At 74.4% G+C, this 18,175-nt stretch carries 2 protein-coding genes; both read left to right on the top strand.

All coding sequences use genetic code 11. From position 1 onward, the window contains the following. Window positions 1-31: 31 nt before the first annotated feature. The gene (locus AC0AIB_RS05480; protein ID WP_465096157.1) at window positions 32-3,970 is read left to right on the top strand and encodes an SDR family NAD(P)-dependent oxidoreductase; all 3,939 of its coding nucleotides are present in this window, start codon (window positions 32-34) and stop codon (window positions 3,968-3,970) included. Between the two features lie 46 nt (window positions 3,971-4,016). Continuing rightward, window positions 4,017-18,167: a type I polyketide synthase gene (locus AC0AIB_RS05475; RefSeq protein ID WP_465096156.1), complete on the top strand. Its 14,151-nt coding sequence runs from the start codon at window positions 4,017-4,019 to the stop codon at window positions 18,165-18,167. Window positions 18,168-18,175 lie beyond the last annotated feature (8 nt).

The following is an 18,175-nucleotide window of genomic DNA, read 5'->3' as shown; positions in this document are numbered from 1 at the left end:
GTTGCGTCGTGGTGACGATGATCCGACGCGGTTGTTGACGAGTCTGGCGAGCGCGCACGCGATCGGTCTGCCGGTCGACTGGACCAGGGTCCTCACCCCGGCACCCACCCTCGACCTACCCACCTACGCCTTCGACCGGGAACGGTACTGGCTCAAGGCCCCCGCCCACCGGGTACGGGACGTCAGCTCGGCCGGTCTCCAGGACGCCGGGCACCCGATGCTCGCCGCGGCCGTACCGGTCGCCGACGACCAGACGGTGGTGCTCACCGGGCGGCTGTCAGTGCACACCCACCCGTGGCTGGCCGACCACGTCGTCGGTAAGGCGGTGGTCGTACCCGGCACCGGCCTGATGGACATGGTGATCCGCGCGGGCGACGAGGTCGATGCCGGCCAGGTGGGCGACCTGGCCCTGATCAGCCCGCTCGTGCTGCCGGCCACCGGCGCCGTCCAGGTGCAGGTGCGCCTCGGCGCGCCCGGAGCCGCCGGCGAACGGGGCGTCACCGTGCACTCGCGCCCCGAGGAGGGCGGGGACGGGGAGTGGATCCGGCACGCGGAGGGTCTGCTGCTGCCGGGACTCCCCGCTCCCGTGGCAGTGCCGGGTGAGTGGCCGCCGGCCGGCGCCGTCGAGGTCGACGTCGACCTGGACACCTGGTACGCCCACACGGCCGAGAGCGGGATCAGCTACGGTCCCGCCTTCGTCGGCCTGCGCCGGGTGTGGCGCCGCGACGACGAGGTCTACGCGGAGGTGGCACTGCCCGACGCGGTGGCCGCCGAGGCGTCCCAGTTCGGCCTGCATCCGGCCTTGTTCGACGCGGCTCTCCAGGCCACCGGCCCCAGCGGACTGCTCGGAAACCCGACGGACGCCGCCGGCACCGGCTGGTTGCCGTTCGCCTTCCGCGCGGTCAGCCTGCATGCCCACGGCGCTACCCGGCTGCGGGTGCGGCTCCGCTCGCTCGGCCCGGACACGGTCGCCGTCACCCTGGCCGATCCGACCGGGCAGCCGGTCGCCACCGTGGAGTCGCTGACCTTCCGCCCGGTCACCGCCGCCCGGACCGACGAGACCGCCGCGCTGCGCCGCAGCTCGCTGTTCCACCTGGACTGGACGCCGCTGCCGGCGATCGACACGGCCGCCGGGAGCACCACGCGCTGGGCGTTGCTCGGCGACGACTCCCTCGGTCTGGCCGACGCGCTGGCCGCCGCCGGGCACCCGGTGACGGGCCACGTCGACCTGGCGGCACTGGTCGCCGTGCTCGACGACGACGGCGACGTACCGGACGTCGTGGTCGACCTGCGGGCCGGCTCGGACCCGGACCCGGTCAGGGCCGACGTGGACGCGCACGACGCGGCGCGGGACACCCTGGCGCTGGTGCAGCGGTGGCTCACCGAGCCCCGGCTGGAGCAGACCCGCCTGGTCCTGCACACCCGGGGTGCGGTCGCCGCCGCACCCGGCGAGGCCCCCCGTGACCTCGCCCGCGCGGCCCTGTGGGGACTGGTCCGATCGGCGCAGTCGGAACACCCCGGCCGCTTCACGCTGCTCGACACCGACGACGCCGTCCCCTCCCTCGCCGCGGTCGCCGTCGCGGTCGCCTCCGGCGAGTCGCAGCTCGCGGTCCGCGACGGCGCCGTCCTGGTGCCCCGGCTCGCCCGGGCGCGGGACGCCGGGGCGTTGTCGCTGCCCGGCGACGAGGCGCCGTGGCAGCTCGACGTCACCGAGAAGGGCACCCTGGGGAACCTGGCCCTGCTGCCCGTTCCGGTCGGGGCGGACGAGGTGCCGGAGGGACACGTCGTCGTCGGGATGCGCGCCTCGGGGCTCAACTTCCGGGACGTGGTGCTGGCCCTCGGCATGGTCCCGGACCAGGAGGTGCTGGGCAGCGAGGGTGCCGGCGTGGTGCTCCAGGTCGGGCCGGGCGTCACCGGCCTCGCTCCCGGCGACCGCGTCATGGGCATCATCTCCGGCTCGTTCTCCTCCGTCGCGGTCACCGACCACCGCATGCTCACCCGCATCCCCGACGGCTGGTCGTACGCCGAGGCGGCGGCCGTGCCGGTGGTCTTCCTGACCGCCTGGTACGGGCTGGTCGAGCGGGGCCGGTTGACGTCCGGGGAGTCGGTGCTGGTGCACTCGGCCGCCGGTGGCGTCGGCATGGCCGCCGTGCAGATCGCCCGTCACCTCGGCGCGGAGGTCTACGGCACCGCCAGTCCCGGCAAGTGGCCGGCGCTGCGCGCCACCGGCTTTGACGACGCGCACATCGCGTCCTCCCGCACCCTCGACTTCGTCGACGAGTTCCGCGAGCGCACCGGCGGGCGCGGCGTGGACGTGGTGCTCAACGCGCTCAGTGGCGTGTTCGTGGACGCGTCGCTGCGGCTGCTGCCCCGGGGCGGCCGGTTCGTCGAGATGGGCAAGACGGACAAGCGGGACCCGCAGCGGATCGCGGCCGAACACCCCGGTGTGAGCTACCAGGTCTTCGACCTGATGGTGGCCGGCCCGGACACCATCGCCCGGATGCTGGACGAGCTGATGGCGTTGTTCGCCAGCGGCGCGCTGCGGCCACTGCCCCGGCGCACCTGGGACGTCCGGCGTGCCCCCGAGGCGTTCCGCTTCCTCAGCCAGGCCCGACACGTCGGCAAGCTGACCCTGAGCATCCCGCAGGTGCCGCGGCTCGACGGCACGGTGCTGGTCTCCGGCGCCACCGGGGCCCTGGGCGGGCTGCTCTGCCGACACCTGGTCACCGCGCACGGCGTCCGGCACCTGCTGCTGGTCAGTCGGCGCGGCCCGGACGCCGCGGGCGCGGACGAGTTGCTGGCCGACCTCAAGGCGCTCGGCGCGGACGTGTCGATCGTCGCCGCCGACCTGGCCGACCCGGACGCCGTCACCCACCTGCTGTCCATGGTGGACGCGCGGCACCCGCTGCGCGCGGTCGTGCACACCGCCGGTGTCACCGACGACGGCACCGTCGAGTCGCTCACCCCGGACCGCCTCGCCGCGGTGCTGCGGCCGAAGGTCGACGCGGCCTGGAACCTGCACCGGGCCACGCTCGACCAGGAGCTGACCGCGTTCGTGCTCTACTCCGCCGCCGCCGGCGTGTTCGGCGGGCCGGGCCAGGGCAACTACGCCGCCGGCAACGCGTTCCTCGACGCTCTCGCCGAACACCGGCGGGCCCTCGGCCTGCCGGCGGTCTCCCTCATCTGGGGCCTGTGGGCGCAGGCCAGCGGCATCACCGGGCATCTCGACACCGTCGACCGGCGGCGGCTGGAGCGCAGCGGGTTGGTGGCTCTCAGCAACGAGGAGGCCCTCGCCCTCTTCGACGCGTCCTGGCGGTCGGAGCGGGCGGTGCTGATGCCCGCGAAGATCAACACGGCGATGATGGCGTCCGGTGCGCCCGTACACCCGCTGCTGTCGGCCCTGGTCCGTCCGGCCAGCCGGCGGGCCGTCGCCGCCGAGGCCGCCGGCGGCCAGGCGTTCGTCGACACCCTGCGCACCCTCCCCGGGGACAAGCGGGAACGTGCCCTGCGCGATCTGGTGCTGTCGCACGTCGCCGTGGTCCTCGGCCGCGGCGACCCGGCCGGCATGGACCCGGGCAGGGCGTTCCGGGAACTCGGCTTCGACTCGCTCACCGCTGTCGAGCTGCGCAACCGGATCGGGGCGGCCACCGGGCTGCGGCTGCCGGCGACGCTGGTCTTCGACAACCCGACGCCGACGGCGCTCGCCGCGTACCTGGCGACGCAGTTCTCCTTCGCGGACACGGCGGCGGACCGGTCGGCGGGTGTCGGACGGGAACTCGACCGGCTGGAGGCGGCGCTGGACGGACTCGACCCGACCGACGACGAGTTCCGCCGGATCACCGACCGGCTGCACAGCCTGCTGGACCGGCTGGCCGACCGGCAGGCCGACGTGGCCGGCGACGACGACCTGGAGTCGGCCACCGCCGAGAACATCTTCGACCTGATCGACCGCGAGCTGGAGACATCGTGACCGCCAGCCGCAACGACCACGGCATGCCGAGTGAGGTGGGTCCACGGTGAGCAACGAGGACGAGAAGTACGTCGAGTACCTGAAGCGTACGACCTCGGAGCTGCGGCGTACCCGGCGGCGGCTGCGGGAGTTGGAGGCCCGGGAGTCCGAGCCCATCGCCATCGTGGCGATGAGCTGCCGGTTCCCGGGCGGGGTCGACTCGCCCGAGCGGCTGTGGCAGCTCGTGCGCGACGGCGGCGACGGGATCGGGCCCTTCCCCGCCGACCGGGGCTGGGACCTCGACGGGCTCTTCCACCCCGACCCCGACCACCCCGGCACCAGCTACGTCCGGGAGGGCGGCTTCGTCTACGACGCCGGGAACTTCGACGCCGACCTGTTCGGCATCAGCCCCCGCGAGGCCCTGGCCATGGACCCGCAGCAGCGGCTGCTGCTGGAGGCGTCCTGGGAGGCGTTCGAGCGGGCCGGGCTGCCGCTGCCGACCGTGCGGGGCAGCCGTACCGGGGTGTTCGTCGGGGCGGCCACGCACGGCTACGAGGCAGTGGTCGCCCAGGCCGAGAACGGTGAGGGGCACCTGCTCACCGGCAACGCCACAAGCGTCGTCTCCGGCCGGGTGGCGTACACCCTCGGTCTGGAGGGGCCGGCCGTCACCATCGACACCGCCTGCTCGGCCTCCCTCGTCGCGATCCACCTGGCCGCCCAGGGGCTGCGCAACGGCGACTGCGAGCTGGCCCTCGCCGGCGGTGTGACGGTGATGCCCACCCCGGCGGTCTTCGTCGGCTTCAGCCGGCAGCGCGGCCTCGCCCCCGACGGCCGGTGCAAGGCGTTCGCCGCCGGAGCGGACGGCACCTCCTGGTCCGAGGGCGCCGGCATGCTGCTGCTCGCCCGCCTCTCCGATGCGCAACGCCGTGGGTTCCCGGTCCTCGCCGTGATCCGGGGCAGCGCGGTCAACCAGGACGGCGCGTCCAACGGCCTGAGCGCCCCGCACGGCCCCTCCCAGGTGCGGGTCATCCGGCAGGCTCTCGCCAACGCCCGGCTCAGCCCCGGCGACGTGGACGCCGTGGAGGCGCACGCCACCGGCACCCGGCTCGGCGACCCGATCGAGGCGCAGGCGCTCATCGCCACGTACGGACAGGACCGGGGCGAGGCCGCCCCGCTGCTGCTGGGCTCGATCAAGTCCAATCTCGGCCACACCCAGGCCGCGGCGGGCGTCGCCGGCGTGATCAAGATGGTGCTCGCCATCCAGCACGGGATCGTCCCACCCACCCTGCACGTGGACGAGCCGTCCCCGCACGTCGACTGGACGGCCGGGGCGGTGGAACTCGCCGTCGAGGCGACCCGGTGGCCGGCCGTGGACCGTCCGCGCCGGGCGGCGGTCTCGTCGTTCGGGGTGTCCGGCACCAACGCGCACGCCATCATCGAGCAGGCCCCGGTGCCGGAGGCCCCCGTGCACGAGGGGGCTCCCGCCGCCGACCGCCCGGTCGTCCCGGTCCTGCTCTCCGCCCGCTCCGACGTCACCGTCGCCGCCCAGGCCGGCCGCTGGGCCGCCTGGCTGGCCGACGCCGACCGCGACGTCCGCCCCCTCGACGTCGCGTACTCGTCGGTGGTCTCCCGGTCCGTGCTGGAGCACCGCGCGGTGGTCGCCGCCACCGGACGCGACGACCTGCTGGCCGGGCTGCGCGCCCTGGCCACCGGCTCACCGGCCGGCAACGTCCTCGCCGGTACGGGTTCCGCGCTCGGTCAGCTCGCGGTGCTCTTCTCCGGTCAGGGTGCGCAGCGCGCCGGGATGGGTCGGGAGTTGTACGCGGCGTTCCCGGTGTTCGCGTCCGCGTTGGACGAGGTGTGTGGGTTTCTGGACCGGGCACTGCCGCAGCCGCTCCGGGGGGTGTTGTTCGCGGAGGCGGGTTCGCCTGAGGCGGGGTTGTTGGATCGGACGGTGTTTACGCAGGCGGGGTTGTTCGCGGTCGAGGTGGCGTTGTTCCGGTTGGTGGAGTCGTTCGGTGTGGTGCCGGACTTCGTGGGTGGTCATTCGGTCGGGGAGGTCACCGCCGCGTATGTGGCGGGGGTGTTGTCGCTGGAGCATGCGTGTGTGTTGGTGGCGGCGCGGGGTCGGTTGATGCAGGCGTTGCCGGCGGGTGGTGGGATGTTGGCGGTGAACGCCTCCGAGGCCGACGTGCTGGCCACGGTGGACGGCCTGGCCGACCGGGTGGGAATCGCCGCGGTCAACGGGCCGACCTCCGTGGTGGTCTCCGGGGACGCCGAGACCCTGGCCGAGGTGGAGCGGACCTGGCGGGACCGGGGCGTACGCACCCGGCGGCTGACGGTGAGCCACGCGTTCCACAGCCCTCTGATGGAGCCGATGCTGGCGAGGTTCCGGGCGGTCCTCGACCGGCTCACCTTCGCCGCTCCGGCGGTGCCGGTGGTGTCGAACCTGACCGGGGCGCTCGCCGACGCCGAGGAGATCCGCACGCCGGAGTACTGGGTGCGGCACGTCCGGGAGGCGGTCCGGTACGCCGACGGCGTCAACGCCCTGCGGGCCGCCGGGGTGGAGACGTTCCTGGAGGTCGGTCCGCAGAGCGTGCTGACCGCGATGGCCGTGGACATCCTGCCCGATGACGGGGGTGTGCGTGCCGTTTCCGCCCAGCGTGGGGACCGGCCGGAGGTCCAGGCTCTGCTGGCGGCCCTGTCCGAGCTGCACGTCCACGGCGTTCCGGTCACCTGGGGGTCCTGGTTCGCCGGCACCGACGCGACCCGGATCGACCTGCCCACGTACGCCTTCCAGCACCAGCGCTACTGGCCGGAGGCCGACGGCACGGCCGCCCCGTCGGGTGAGCGCGCCGACGGTGCCGAGGGCGACTTCTGGGCCGCCGTCGAACGCGGCGACCTGCCTGCCGTGGCATCCCACCTGGCCGTGCAGGACGACCCGGACGCCGTGGCGGCCCTCGCCCCTGCCGTACCGGTGCTCTCCTCGTGGCGTCGGGCCCGGCTGCGCGACGCCGTGGTGGACGCCTGGTCGTACCGGATCAGGTGGGACCCGATCCGCCCCGCCCCCGCCCTGGCCCTCACCGGCCGCTGGCTCGTCGTCACCCCCGGGGCGGACGCCGGCGAGGTGGCGGACGTGCTCGCCCGGGCCGGCGGCGACGTCGACGTGCTCGGCGTCGGCCCCGGCATCGGGCGGGAGGAGTTGGGGCCGCTGCTGCGGGACCGCGGGGAGCAGGGTTGGGCCGGCGTGCTCTGCCTGCTGCCCGAGCGGGACGAGCCGCTGCCGGACGCGCCCGCCGTACCCGCGGGGACGGCACTGCTGCTCACCCTCGTCCAGGCCCTCGCCGACACCGGACTGCCCGGCAGGCTCTGGTGCCTCACCCGGGGCGCCGTGGCGGTCGGCGGTGGCGAGACCGTCGTCGAGCCGTACGCGGCGGCTGCCTGGGGCCTCGGTCGCGTCGTCGCCCTGGAACAGCCGGACCGCTGGGGCGGCCTGATCGACCTGCCCGCCGCCAGCGCCGGGTCGCAGCGCGCCGGGGACCTCGACCGGGCCGCCGGGGACGCGCTGCTCGCCGTCCTCGCCGACGCCGGCCACGACCAGGTGGCGATCCGCCCACAGGGCGTGTTCGCACGGCGGCTCGTCCCCGCCACCGCGCCCGCCGGGGCGGCGTGGCGACCCACCGGCACCGTGCTCGTCACCGGCGGGACCGGCGCGCTGGGCCGGCACGTGGCCCGGTGGCTGCTCGCCAACGGCGCCGCCGAGGTGGTGCTCGCCTCCCGCCGTGGTCCGGACGCCTCCGGCGCGGCCGAACTGCGCGACGAGCTGACCGGACTCGGCGCGGCCCGGGTGGTCGCCTGCGACGTCACCGATGCGGACGCCGTGACCGCCCTCGTCGCCGACCTGCCCGACCTGACCGCCGTCGTGCACACCGCCGGGGTGGTCGACGACGGTGTCCTCGACGGTCTCGATCCGGCCCGGATGCAGGCCGTCCTCGACGGCAAGGTACGCGCCGCACGGGTGCTGCACGAGGCCACCGCCGGGCGGAACCTCGACGCGTTCGTGCTCTTCTCCTCCCTCGCCGGCATCGTCGGCAGCGCCGGGCAGGGCAACTACGCGGCGGCGAACGCGTACCTCGACGCGTTCGCCGCGTGGCGGCGCGGCCAGGGGCTGCCCGCCACCGCCATCGGCTGGGGCGCCTGGGCCTCCGACGGCATGGCGGCGGCGACCGCCGCGTTGACCGCCCGGCTCGCCCGGGGCGGCATCAACCCGCTGCCCGCCGCCGAGGCGGTCACCGCGCTCGGCCGGCTGGTCAACGCCGACGACCCGGCGGTCACCGTCGCCGACGTCGACTGGGGACGCCTCGCCGCCGCCTGGGGCGGACCGACCCCGTTGATCGCCGGTCTGCCCGGGGTACCGGTCGGGCGGACCGGACCGGTCCGCGCCGTCGTCGTCGGCCGGTCCCTGCCGCAGCTCACCGAGGTGGTCCGGACCCAGGTCGCCGCCGTGCTCGGCTACCCCGCCGGTAAGCCGCTACCCGACCGCACCTTCCGCGACCTCGGCTTCGACTCGCTCACCGCCGTCGAGCTGCGCAACCGGCTGACCGCCGAGACCGGCATGACCCTGCCCGCCACCCTCGTCTTCGACCACCCCACGGTCGCCGAACTCGCCGCCCACCTGCACGGCCTGACCGCCGGTCACGCCCCGGGCGAGGTGGTCGCCGACGGTGCCGGCCTGCACCGGGAGCCCATCGCGATCGTGGCGATGAGCTGCCGCCTCCCCGGCGGTGTGTCGTCGCCCGAGCAGCTGTGGGACCTCCTCGCCGCCGGCACCGACGCGATGACCCTGATGCCCGGTGAGCGCGGCTGGAACCTCGCCGAGCTGTACCACCCCGACCCCGAGCACCTCGGCACCAGCTACGTCCGTGAGGGCGGCTTCGTCGCCGGGGCAGGCGAGTTCGACCCCGCCTTCTTCGGCATCAGCCCCCGCGAGGCAGTGGCCATGGACCCGCAGCAGCGGCTGCTGCTGGAGGCCGGCTGGGAGGCGTTCGAGCGGGCCCGGATCGACCCGACAGAGCTGCGCGGCAGCCGCACCGGCGTGTACGTCGGCACCAACGGGCAGGACTACGGCTCGCTGCTGATGGCCGCCGGGGACGTCGACGAGAACTACCTCGCCACAGGTGTCTCCGCCAGCGTCATCTCCGGGCGGCTGGCGTACACGTTCGGGCTGCACGGCCCGGCCGTCACCGTCGACACGGCCTGCTCGGCGTCGCTGGTCGCGCTGCACCTCGCCGCGCAGGCCCTCCAGGCGGGCGAGTGCGACCTGGCCCTGGCCGGCGGTGCCACCATCATGGCCACCCCCGGCATCTTCGTCGGCTTCTCCCGCCAGCGCGGCCTCGCCGCCGACGGGCGGTGCAAGCCGTTCGCCGGCGCGGCCGACGGCACCAGTTGGGGCGAGGGCGTCGGCCTGCTGGTGCTCCAGCGGCTCTCCGACGCCCGGCGGGACGGCAACCCGGTCCTCGCGATCGTGCGGGGCAGCGCCGTCAACCAGGACGGTGCGAGCAACGGGCTGACCGCCCCGAACGGCCCCGCCCAGCAGCGGGTCATCCGGCAGGCGCTGGCCAACGCGCGGCTCACCCCGGCCCAGGTCGACGCGGTCGAGGCGCACGGCACGGGCACCACCCTGGGTGACCCGATCGAGGCGCAGGCGCTGCTCGCCACGTACGGGCAGGAGCGTCCCGCCGACCGTCCGCTGTGGCTCGGGTCGATCAAGTCGAACCTCGGTCACACCCAGGCCGCCGCCGGCGTCGCCGGGATCATCAAGATGGTGCTCGCCATGCGGCACGGCGTCCTGCCGCCCACCCTGCACGTCGACGAGCCCACCCCGCACGTCGACTGGTCCGCCGGCCACGTCGAGCTGCTCACCGAGGCCCGCCCCTGGGAGCCGGTCGACGGCGTCCGTCGCGCCGGGGTGTCCTCCTTCGGGATCAGCGGCACCAACGTGCACACCATCATCGAATCGGCACCCGCCGAGGAGCCCGCGCCGCAACCGGTGGCCGACGGACCGGTAGGCGAACTGCCCTGGGTGCTCTCCGGGCGCACCGCCGACGCCCTCGCCGACCGTGCGCGTGACCTGCTGGACCACCTGGAGGAGGTGCCGGCTGCCGCGCTCGGCGACGTCGGCTGGTCGCTCGTCGCCACCCGGGCCTCCCACGACCACCGCGCGGTGGTCTTTGCCGCCGAGCGCGAGGAACTGGCTGCCGGGTTGACGGCGCTGGCCGATGGTCGGCCCGGGTCGGAGGTCGTCGCGGGTGTCGCCGGTATCCCCGGTGAGGTGGCTTTCGTCTTCCCGGGGCAGGGTTCGCAGTGGGTGGGTATGGCGGCTGGACTGTTGGATACCGCTGCGGTGTTCGCGGAGAGGTTGGCTGCGTGTGCGGAGGCGTTGCGTCCGTACGTGGACTGGTCGTTGCTGGACGTGGTGCGTGGGGTGCCCGGGGCGGCGTCGCTGGAGCGGGTGGACGTGGTGCAGCCTGCTCTGTTCGCGGTCGGTGTGTCGCTGGCGGCGTTGTGGGAGTCGTACGGGGTTCGTCCGTCGGCGGTGGTGGGTCACTCGCAGGGTGAGATCGCTGCCGCGTGTGTCGCGGGGGCGTTGAGCCTTGACGACGCGGCGGCGGTGGTGGCGTTGCGGAGTCGGGTCATCGCGGGGATGGTCGGGGACGGTGGGATGGTCTCGGTGGCCACGAGCGCCGAGGAGGCGACGGAGACGATCGCCCGCTGGGGTGGCCGGGTGGCGTTGGCGGCCGTGAATGGGCCGACGTCGGTGGTGGTGTCCGGTGATGTGGCTGCGCTTGACGAGTTGGTGGCGTACTACGAGTCCGGGGGGGTTCGGGTTCGGCGGGTGCCGGTGGATTATGCGTCGCATTCGGTGCATGTGGAGCCGTTGCGTGAGCAGTTGCTGGAGTTGTTGGCGGGGTTGCGTCCGCGTTCCGGGGGGGTGCGGTTCTGGTCGACGGTGGTGGGGGGGTGGTTGGACACTGCGGGGTTGGATGGGGAGTACTGGTATCGGAATCTGCGGCAGACGGTGCGTTTCGATGAGGCGGTGCGGAGTCTGGTCGGGGTGGGTTACTCGACGTTTGTGGAGGTGAGTGCGCATCCGGTGTTGACGATGGCGGTGCAGGAGTCGGTGGAGTTGGTCGCTGCTGATCCGGCGGCGGTGACGGTGACGGGTAGTCTGCGTCGTGGTGAGGGTGGTCTGGGTCGGTTCCACTGTGCTCTGGCGGAGGTCTTCGTCAGGGGTGTGTCGGTCGACTGGCGGCCGGCGTTCGGTGGTTGGGGGCGTCGGGTGGACCTGCCCACCTACCCCTTCCAACGGCAGCACTACTGGCCGCAGCCCTCCGCCGCGGCCCGTCCCGCCGGTCCGGCCGCCGCAGCGGTGGCGGACGACGAGGTCGACGCCCGGTTCTGGGCCGCCGTCGAGGCGGAGGACCTGACCGCGCTCACCGCCGAACTCGCCGACACCGTCGACGCCGACACGGTGCCCGGGGCGGCCTTCGCCGACGTGCTGCCCGTGCTCGCCGCCTGGCGGCGCCGGCACCGCGACCAGGCCGCCGTCGACTCGTGGCGGTACCGCGACGCCTGGCTGCCCGTCGCCGACGGCGACGAGCCCGCCGTCACCGGCACGTGGTGGCTCGTCACCGGCCCCGACACCGCTGCCGACCAGGCCGCGTTCTGTCGGGACGCACTCGTCCGGCACGGCGCCACTGTCGTACCCGTGGTGCTGGAGGCCGAGCGGACCGACCGCGCCGCCCTCGCGGCCCGGGCCCGCGACCTCGCCACGGCCGTACCCGTCGCCGGGATCGTCTCCCTGCTCGCGCTCGACGAGACCCCGGCCCCCGCCCACCCGTCGGTGCCCGTCGGCTTCGCCGGCACCGTCACGCTGACGCAGGCCCTCGGTGACGCCGGTGTCCGTGCGCCGCTGTGGTGCCTCACCAGGGGTGCCGTCACCACCGACGCCGGCGACCCGCTGCCGCACCCCGTGCAGCAGCTCGCCTGGGGCTTCGGCCGGATCGCCGCCCTGGAACACCCCGACCGTTGGGGTGGCCTGCTCGACCTCCCCGACGAGCTGGACGCCACCGCCGGCCGCCGGCTCGTCCGCGTCCTCGCCGGACGGGACGGGGAGGACCAGGTGGCGCTGCGGCGCGCCGGCACGTTCGGTCGCCGGCTGCTGCGTGCCCCGCTCGGCGGTGCCCCGACCGCCCGCACCTGGCGACCCACCGGCACCGCCCTGGTCACCGGCGGCACCGGCGCCCTCGGCGGGCACGTGGCGCGCTGGCTCGCCGCCAACGGCGCGCCCCACCTGGTGCTGCTCAGTCGGCGCGGCCGGCAGGCCGAGGGCATCGCCGAGCTGGAGGCCGAGCTGGTCGGCCTCGGTGCCCGGGTCACCGTCGCCGCCTGCGACGCCGCGGACCGGGCGGCCCTCGCCACCGTCATCGACGGTCTGCCGGCCGAGCACCCGCTGACCACCGTCGTGCACACCGCCGCGGTGCTGGACGACTCCGTGATCAGCTCGCTCACCCTCGACCAGGTCGACCACGCGCTCAGCGCCAAGGTCACCGCGGCGGTCAACCTGCACGAGCTCACCCGCGACCGCAACCTCGACGCGTTCGTCCTGTTCTCCGCCATGGCCGGCACCGTCGGCAGCTCCGGCGTCGGCAACTACGCTCCCGGCAACGCGTTCCTCAACGCCCTGGCCGAGCACCGGCGCGGCCTCGGGCTGCCCGCCACGTCGATCGCCTGGGGCGCCTGGGGCGGCGGTGGCATGGCCGAGGGCGACTTCGGCCAGCTGCTGTACCGGCACGGTGCCCCCGAGATGGATCCGAAGCTCGCCGTCACCGCGCTGCACCAGGCCGTCGAGCACGACGAGACGTTCCTGACCATCTCGAACATCGCCTGGGACCGGTTCTACGTGGCGTTCACCGCGACCCGACCCGGGCCGCTGATCGCCGAGATCCCCGAGGCGCGGGCGATCGCGGCCACCAAGGGGCTCGTCCGGGCGGAGGTCGACGAGACCGGCCCCGCCGCCACCTTCGCCCGGATGAGCGCCGGCGAGCGCCAGCAGGCGCTGCTGGACCTGGTCCGCGACCAGGCGGCCACGGTCCTCAAGTACGCCGGCGGCCAGGCCGTCGACCCGCACCACGCCTTCCGGGACGTCGGCTTCGACTCGGTGACCGCCGTGGAGCTGCGCAACCGGCTCGCCACCGCCACCGGTCTGCGGCTGCCGGTGACCCTCGTCTTCGACTACCCGACCCCGACCGTGCTCGCCCGGCACCTGCACGAGGAGCTGGGTGGCGGGGCCGAGGTGGCCGCCGCCGCCCCGGTGACCCTGGCCGACGACGAGCCCGTCGCCATCGTCGCCATGTCCTGCCGGTTCCCCGGTGGTGGCCACGACCCGGAGCGGTTCTGGCAGATGCTGCACGCCGGCCGCGATGCCGTCTCCGACCTACCGGGCGACCGGGACTGGGACGTCGACCGGCTGTACGACCCCGACCCCTATTCCACAGGCACCTCCTACGTCCGCAGCGGTGCCTTCCTGTACGACGTCGCGGACTTCGATCCCGGTTTCTTCGGCATCAGCCCCCGTGAGGCGTTGGCGATGGATCCGCAGCAGCGGTTGTTGCTGGAGACGTCGTGGGAGGCGGTCGAGCGGGCAGGGGTTGACCCGGGGTCCTTGCGGGGTTCGCGAACAGGGGTGTTCGTGGGCACGAACGGTCAGGACTATGGGGCCCTGTTGATGATGGCCTCCGATGAGGTGGAGGGGTTCGGGGCGACGGGGAACGCCGCGAGTGTCCTGTCGGGTCGGGTGGCGTACGCGTTGGGGTTGGAGGGGCCGGCGGTGTCGGTGGACACGGCGTGTTCGTCGTCCCTCGTCGCGCTGCACCTGGCGGTGGAGTCGCTACGGCGGGGCGAGTGTGATCTTGCCCTGGCCGGGGGCGTGACAGTGATGGCGACGCCGGGCCTGTTCGTGGAGTTCTCCCGGCAGCGTGGGCTGGCGGCCGACGGGCGGTGCAAGGCGTTCGCCGCCGCGGCGGACGGCACCGGCTGGGGCGAGGGGGCCGGCATGCTGCTGGTCGAGAGGTTGTCGGACGCGCGGCGTAACGGCCACACGGTGCTGGCGGTGGTGCGCGGCTCGGCGGTGAACCAGGACGGTGCGTCGAACGGGTTGACGGCGCCGAATGGTCCGTCGCAGCAGCGGGTGATCCGTCAGGCGCTCGGCGCGGCGGGGTTGTCCGCGCGGGATGTGGATGTGGTGGAGGCGCACGGTACGGGTACGACGCTTGGTGATCCGATCGAGGCGCAGGCGTTGCTCGCCACATACGGGCAGGAGCGGCCGGATGGCCGGCCGTTGCTGTTGGGGTCGGTGAAGTCGAACATCGGCCATACCCAGGCCGCTGCGGGTGTGGCGGGTGTGATCAAGATGGTCCTCGCCTTGCGGCACGGGGTGGTGCCGGCGACGTTGCACGTGGATGAGCCGTCTCCGCATATCGATTGGTCGGCGGGTGCTGTGGAGTTGGTGACGGAGGCGCGGCCGTGGCCGGTGGTGGGGCGGCCGCGTCGGGCGGCGGTGTCGTCGTTCGGTATTTCCGGCACCAACGCGCACGTGATCGTCGAGCAGGCCGACGAGGTCGAGCTGCCGGTGGAGGTTGCTCCGGGGCTTGTCGACTCGGAGGTGACCGTGTGGTCGGTGTCCGCGCGGACCCGTGGCGCGTTGGCGGGTCAGGCGGGTCGGCTGGCCGCGTACGTGCGTGGGCATGGTGGTCTTGACCCGGCGGCGGTCGGTTGGTCCCTTGCCATCACGCGGTCCATCTTCGATCAGCGCGCGGCGGTGGTCGGGGCGGGCGTCGAGGAGTTGCTCGTCGGGTTGGAGGCGGTGGCGGCGGGTTCCCCGGCGGGGAATGTCGTGACGGGATCCGCCTCGGGGCACGGTGCTGGTCCGGTGTTCGTGTTTCCGGGTCAGGGTGGTCAGTCGGTGCGGATGGCGGCGGGTTTGGTGGGTCGGGTGCCGGTGTTCGATGCGCGGTTGGCGGAGTGTCAGCGGGCGTTGGGGCCGTATCTGGATGTGGATGTGGTGTCGGTGTTGACCGGGGATGACGAGTCGTGGTTGGGGCGGGTGGAGGTTGTCCAGCCGGTGTTGTGGGCGGTGGGTGTAGCCCTGGCGGCGGTGTGGGAGCACGTGGGGGTGTCTGCGGCGGTGGTGGTGGGTCATTCGCAGGGTGAGATCGGTGCGGCGTGTGTGGCGGGGATTTTGTCCTTGGAGGATGGGGCGAGGGTGGTGGCGTTGCGGTCGCGGGCGTTGGGGGTGTTGCGGGGTTCGGGGGCGATGGCGTCGGTGGATCTGTCGGTGGAGGCGGTCACCGAGCGGTTGGTGGGGTTCCCCGGGGTGGGGGTGGCGGCGGTGAACGGTCCGGCGACGGTGGTGGTGTCGGGTCCGCCGCAGCCGGTGGCCGATCTGGTGGCGGCGTGTGTGGCCGACGGGGTGCGGGCGCGGTTGGTTCCGGTGGATTATGCGTCCCACTCGGCCGCCGTGCAGGAGGTCGCCGAGCGGTTGCGCACCGATCTGGTCGATATCACCCCGCGGCCGGGCCACGCCCGGCTCGTCTCCACCCTGACCGGGGACTGGGTGGACCCGACCTCGATGACGGCGGAGTACTGGTATGAGAATCTGCGGCGGACGGTGCAGTTCGACGCGGCGGTGCGGGTGGCGGTCGCGGCGGGGCACAGCACGTTCGTGGAGGTCTCCCCGCATCCGGTGTTGACGATGCCGGTGACGGCGATCCTGGATGACACGGGTACGGCGGGGCATGTCCTGGGCACGTTGCGTCGGGGCGAGGACGACCCGACCCGCCTGTTGACCAACCTGGCTGCCGCGTACACGCTCGGTCTGCCGGTCGACCTGACCCGGGTCCTCGGCAGGACGCCGACGGTCGACCTGCCCACGTACGCCTTCGACCGGGCCCGGTTCTGGCCGAGCCGGGCCGACGGGCAGGGCGACGCGGACCTGGCGTCGAGCGGCGTCGACTCGGCGTTCTGGGCGGCCGTCGAACGGGAGGACCTGGCGGCGCTCGCGGAACTCACCGCGCAGGACGCCGGCGAGTCGCTGGAGCGGCTGGGCGCGGCTCTGCCCGTGCTCGCGTCCTGGCGTCGCCAGCAGCGGGAAAGGTCCGCCCTGGACGACCTGCGCTACCGCAGTGTCTGGCAGCCGTACCCGGGCATGCCCGTCAGCTTCCTCCCCGGCGCCTGGTGGGTGGTCGCGGACGTGCACCGCGCGGCCGAGGGCGAGGCCGCCGTGGCCGAGCTGACCCACCGGGGCGCCGACGTCCGGCTCGTGCTGCTGCCCGAGGAGCTGACCGACCGGGCGGCCGTCGCCGCGCACCTGGCCGCCGCAACCCGTACCGACGACGGCGGACACGTGCCGGTGGACGGCGTGCTGTCCCTGCTCGCCCTCGCCGACGCCCCGGTCGACGACACCCAGCCGGTGCCGCCCTTCCTGGCCCGGTCCCTCGCCCTGGTGCAGGCCCTCGGCGACCTCGACGTGGCCGCCCCGCTGTGGTGCGTCACCCGGGGCGCCGCCGGCACCACCCGGGGCGGAACCCCGGCACGGCCGGAGCAGTCGCTGCTCTGGGGCCTCGGCCGGGTCGTCGCCCTCGAACACCCGGAGCGCTGGGGTGGGCTGGTGGACGTGCCGGCGACCCTCGACGGCCACGGCTGGGACCTGCTCTGCGCCGCCCTGGCCGGTCTCGACGGCGAGGACCAACTCGCCGTCGACGGCACCACGATCCTCGTCCGCCGGCTGGTCCGGGCATCCGGTGGCACCGCCGCTCCGGAGGAGCCCGACCACTCCGGCACGACGCTGATCACCGGCGGCACCGGCGCCCTCGGCGCGGAGGTGGCCCGCTGGCTGGCCGCCCGGGGCGCCGAGCACCTGCTGCTGGCCAGTCGCCGGGGCCCGGACGCGCCAGGCACGGCCGACCTGGTCCGTGAGTTGACCGACGCCGGCGCGCGGGTGACCGTCGCCGTCTGCGACGTGGCTGACCGGGCCGCGCTGGCGAAGCTGCTCGCCGAGGTGCCCGCCGACGTGCCCCTGACCGGGGTGGTGCACGCGGCCGGGGTCCTCGACGACGGTGTCCTCGACGGCCTCACCGACGACCGGCTCGCCGTCGTCCTGCGGCCCAAGGTGCTCGGCGCGCTGCACCTGCACGAGCTGACCGCCGACCTGCCGCTGCGCGCGTTCGTGTTGTTCTCCGCGATGGTCGGCCAGCTCGGGGCCGCCGGGCAGGGCAGCTACGCCGCCGCCAACGCGTACCTCGACGCGCTCGCCGAGCAGCGGCACCAGCAGGGACTGCCGGCCACGTCGATCGCCTGGGGCCCCTGGGTCGCCGGCGGGATGGCCGCCGCCGACCGGGCCGTGGAGGAGCGCCGTCGCCGCACCGGTGTCGCCCGCCTCGACACCGCGACGGCGTTCGCCGCGCTCGCCGGGTGCGTGGCACGCCGCGAGCCGGCGACGCTGGTGGCCGGCATCGACTGGGCGCGGTACGTGCCGGGATTCGTCGCGGTGCGGCCCAGTCGGCTGCTCACAGGCGTTGCCGAGGCGCAGCGGGCCGTCGCCGAGCGGGCCGGGGACGCCGGGTCGTCCGCGGAGTCCCTCGCCGCCCTGCTCGCCGGGCAGACCGACGCCGAGCGGCGCAAGACGCTCCTCGACCTGGTACGCGGCCAGGCCGCCGCCGTCCTCGGGCACGCCTCGGCGGACGCCGTCGCGCCGGACCGGGCGTTCCGGGAGCTCGGCTTCGACTCGCTCACCGCGGTCGAGCTGCGTAACCGGCTGACCGCAGCGACGGGCGTACGGCTGCCCGCCACTGTCGTCTTCGACTACCCGACCGCCGCAGGCCTCGCCGAGTACGTGCGGGCGGCGATCGTCGACGGCGGCGTGGTCGGCGTCGCACCGGTCTTCGGCGAGCTGGACAGGTTGGAAGCGGCGCTTACCGGTTCGGCGCCGGACCGCAGCGCCCGGATTCGGATCACCGAGCGGCTACGGGCGCTGATGGCCTCCCTCAACGAGGCCGACACCCCGGCGGGCGGCGACGGGGACACCGTCGCCGAGAAGCTCCAGGACGCCACGTCCGATGAGGTCTTCGACTTCATCGACCGGGAGCTGGGGATGTCCTGACGTGATCG

The sequence above is a fragment of the Micromonospora sp. DSM 43699 genome, from assembly GCF_055517075.1.
Note: the sequence above shows the minus strand (reverse complement) of the source record. Positions and strands in the feature narration are given on the sequence as shown.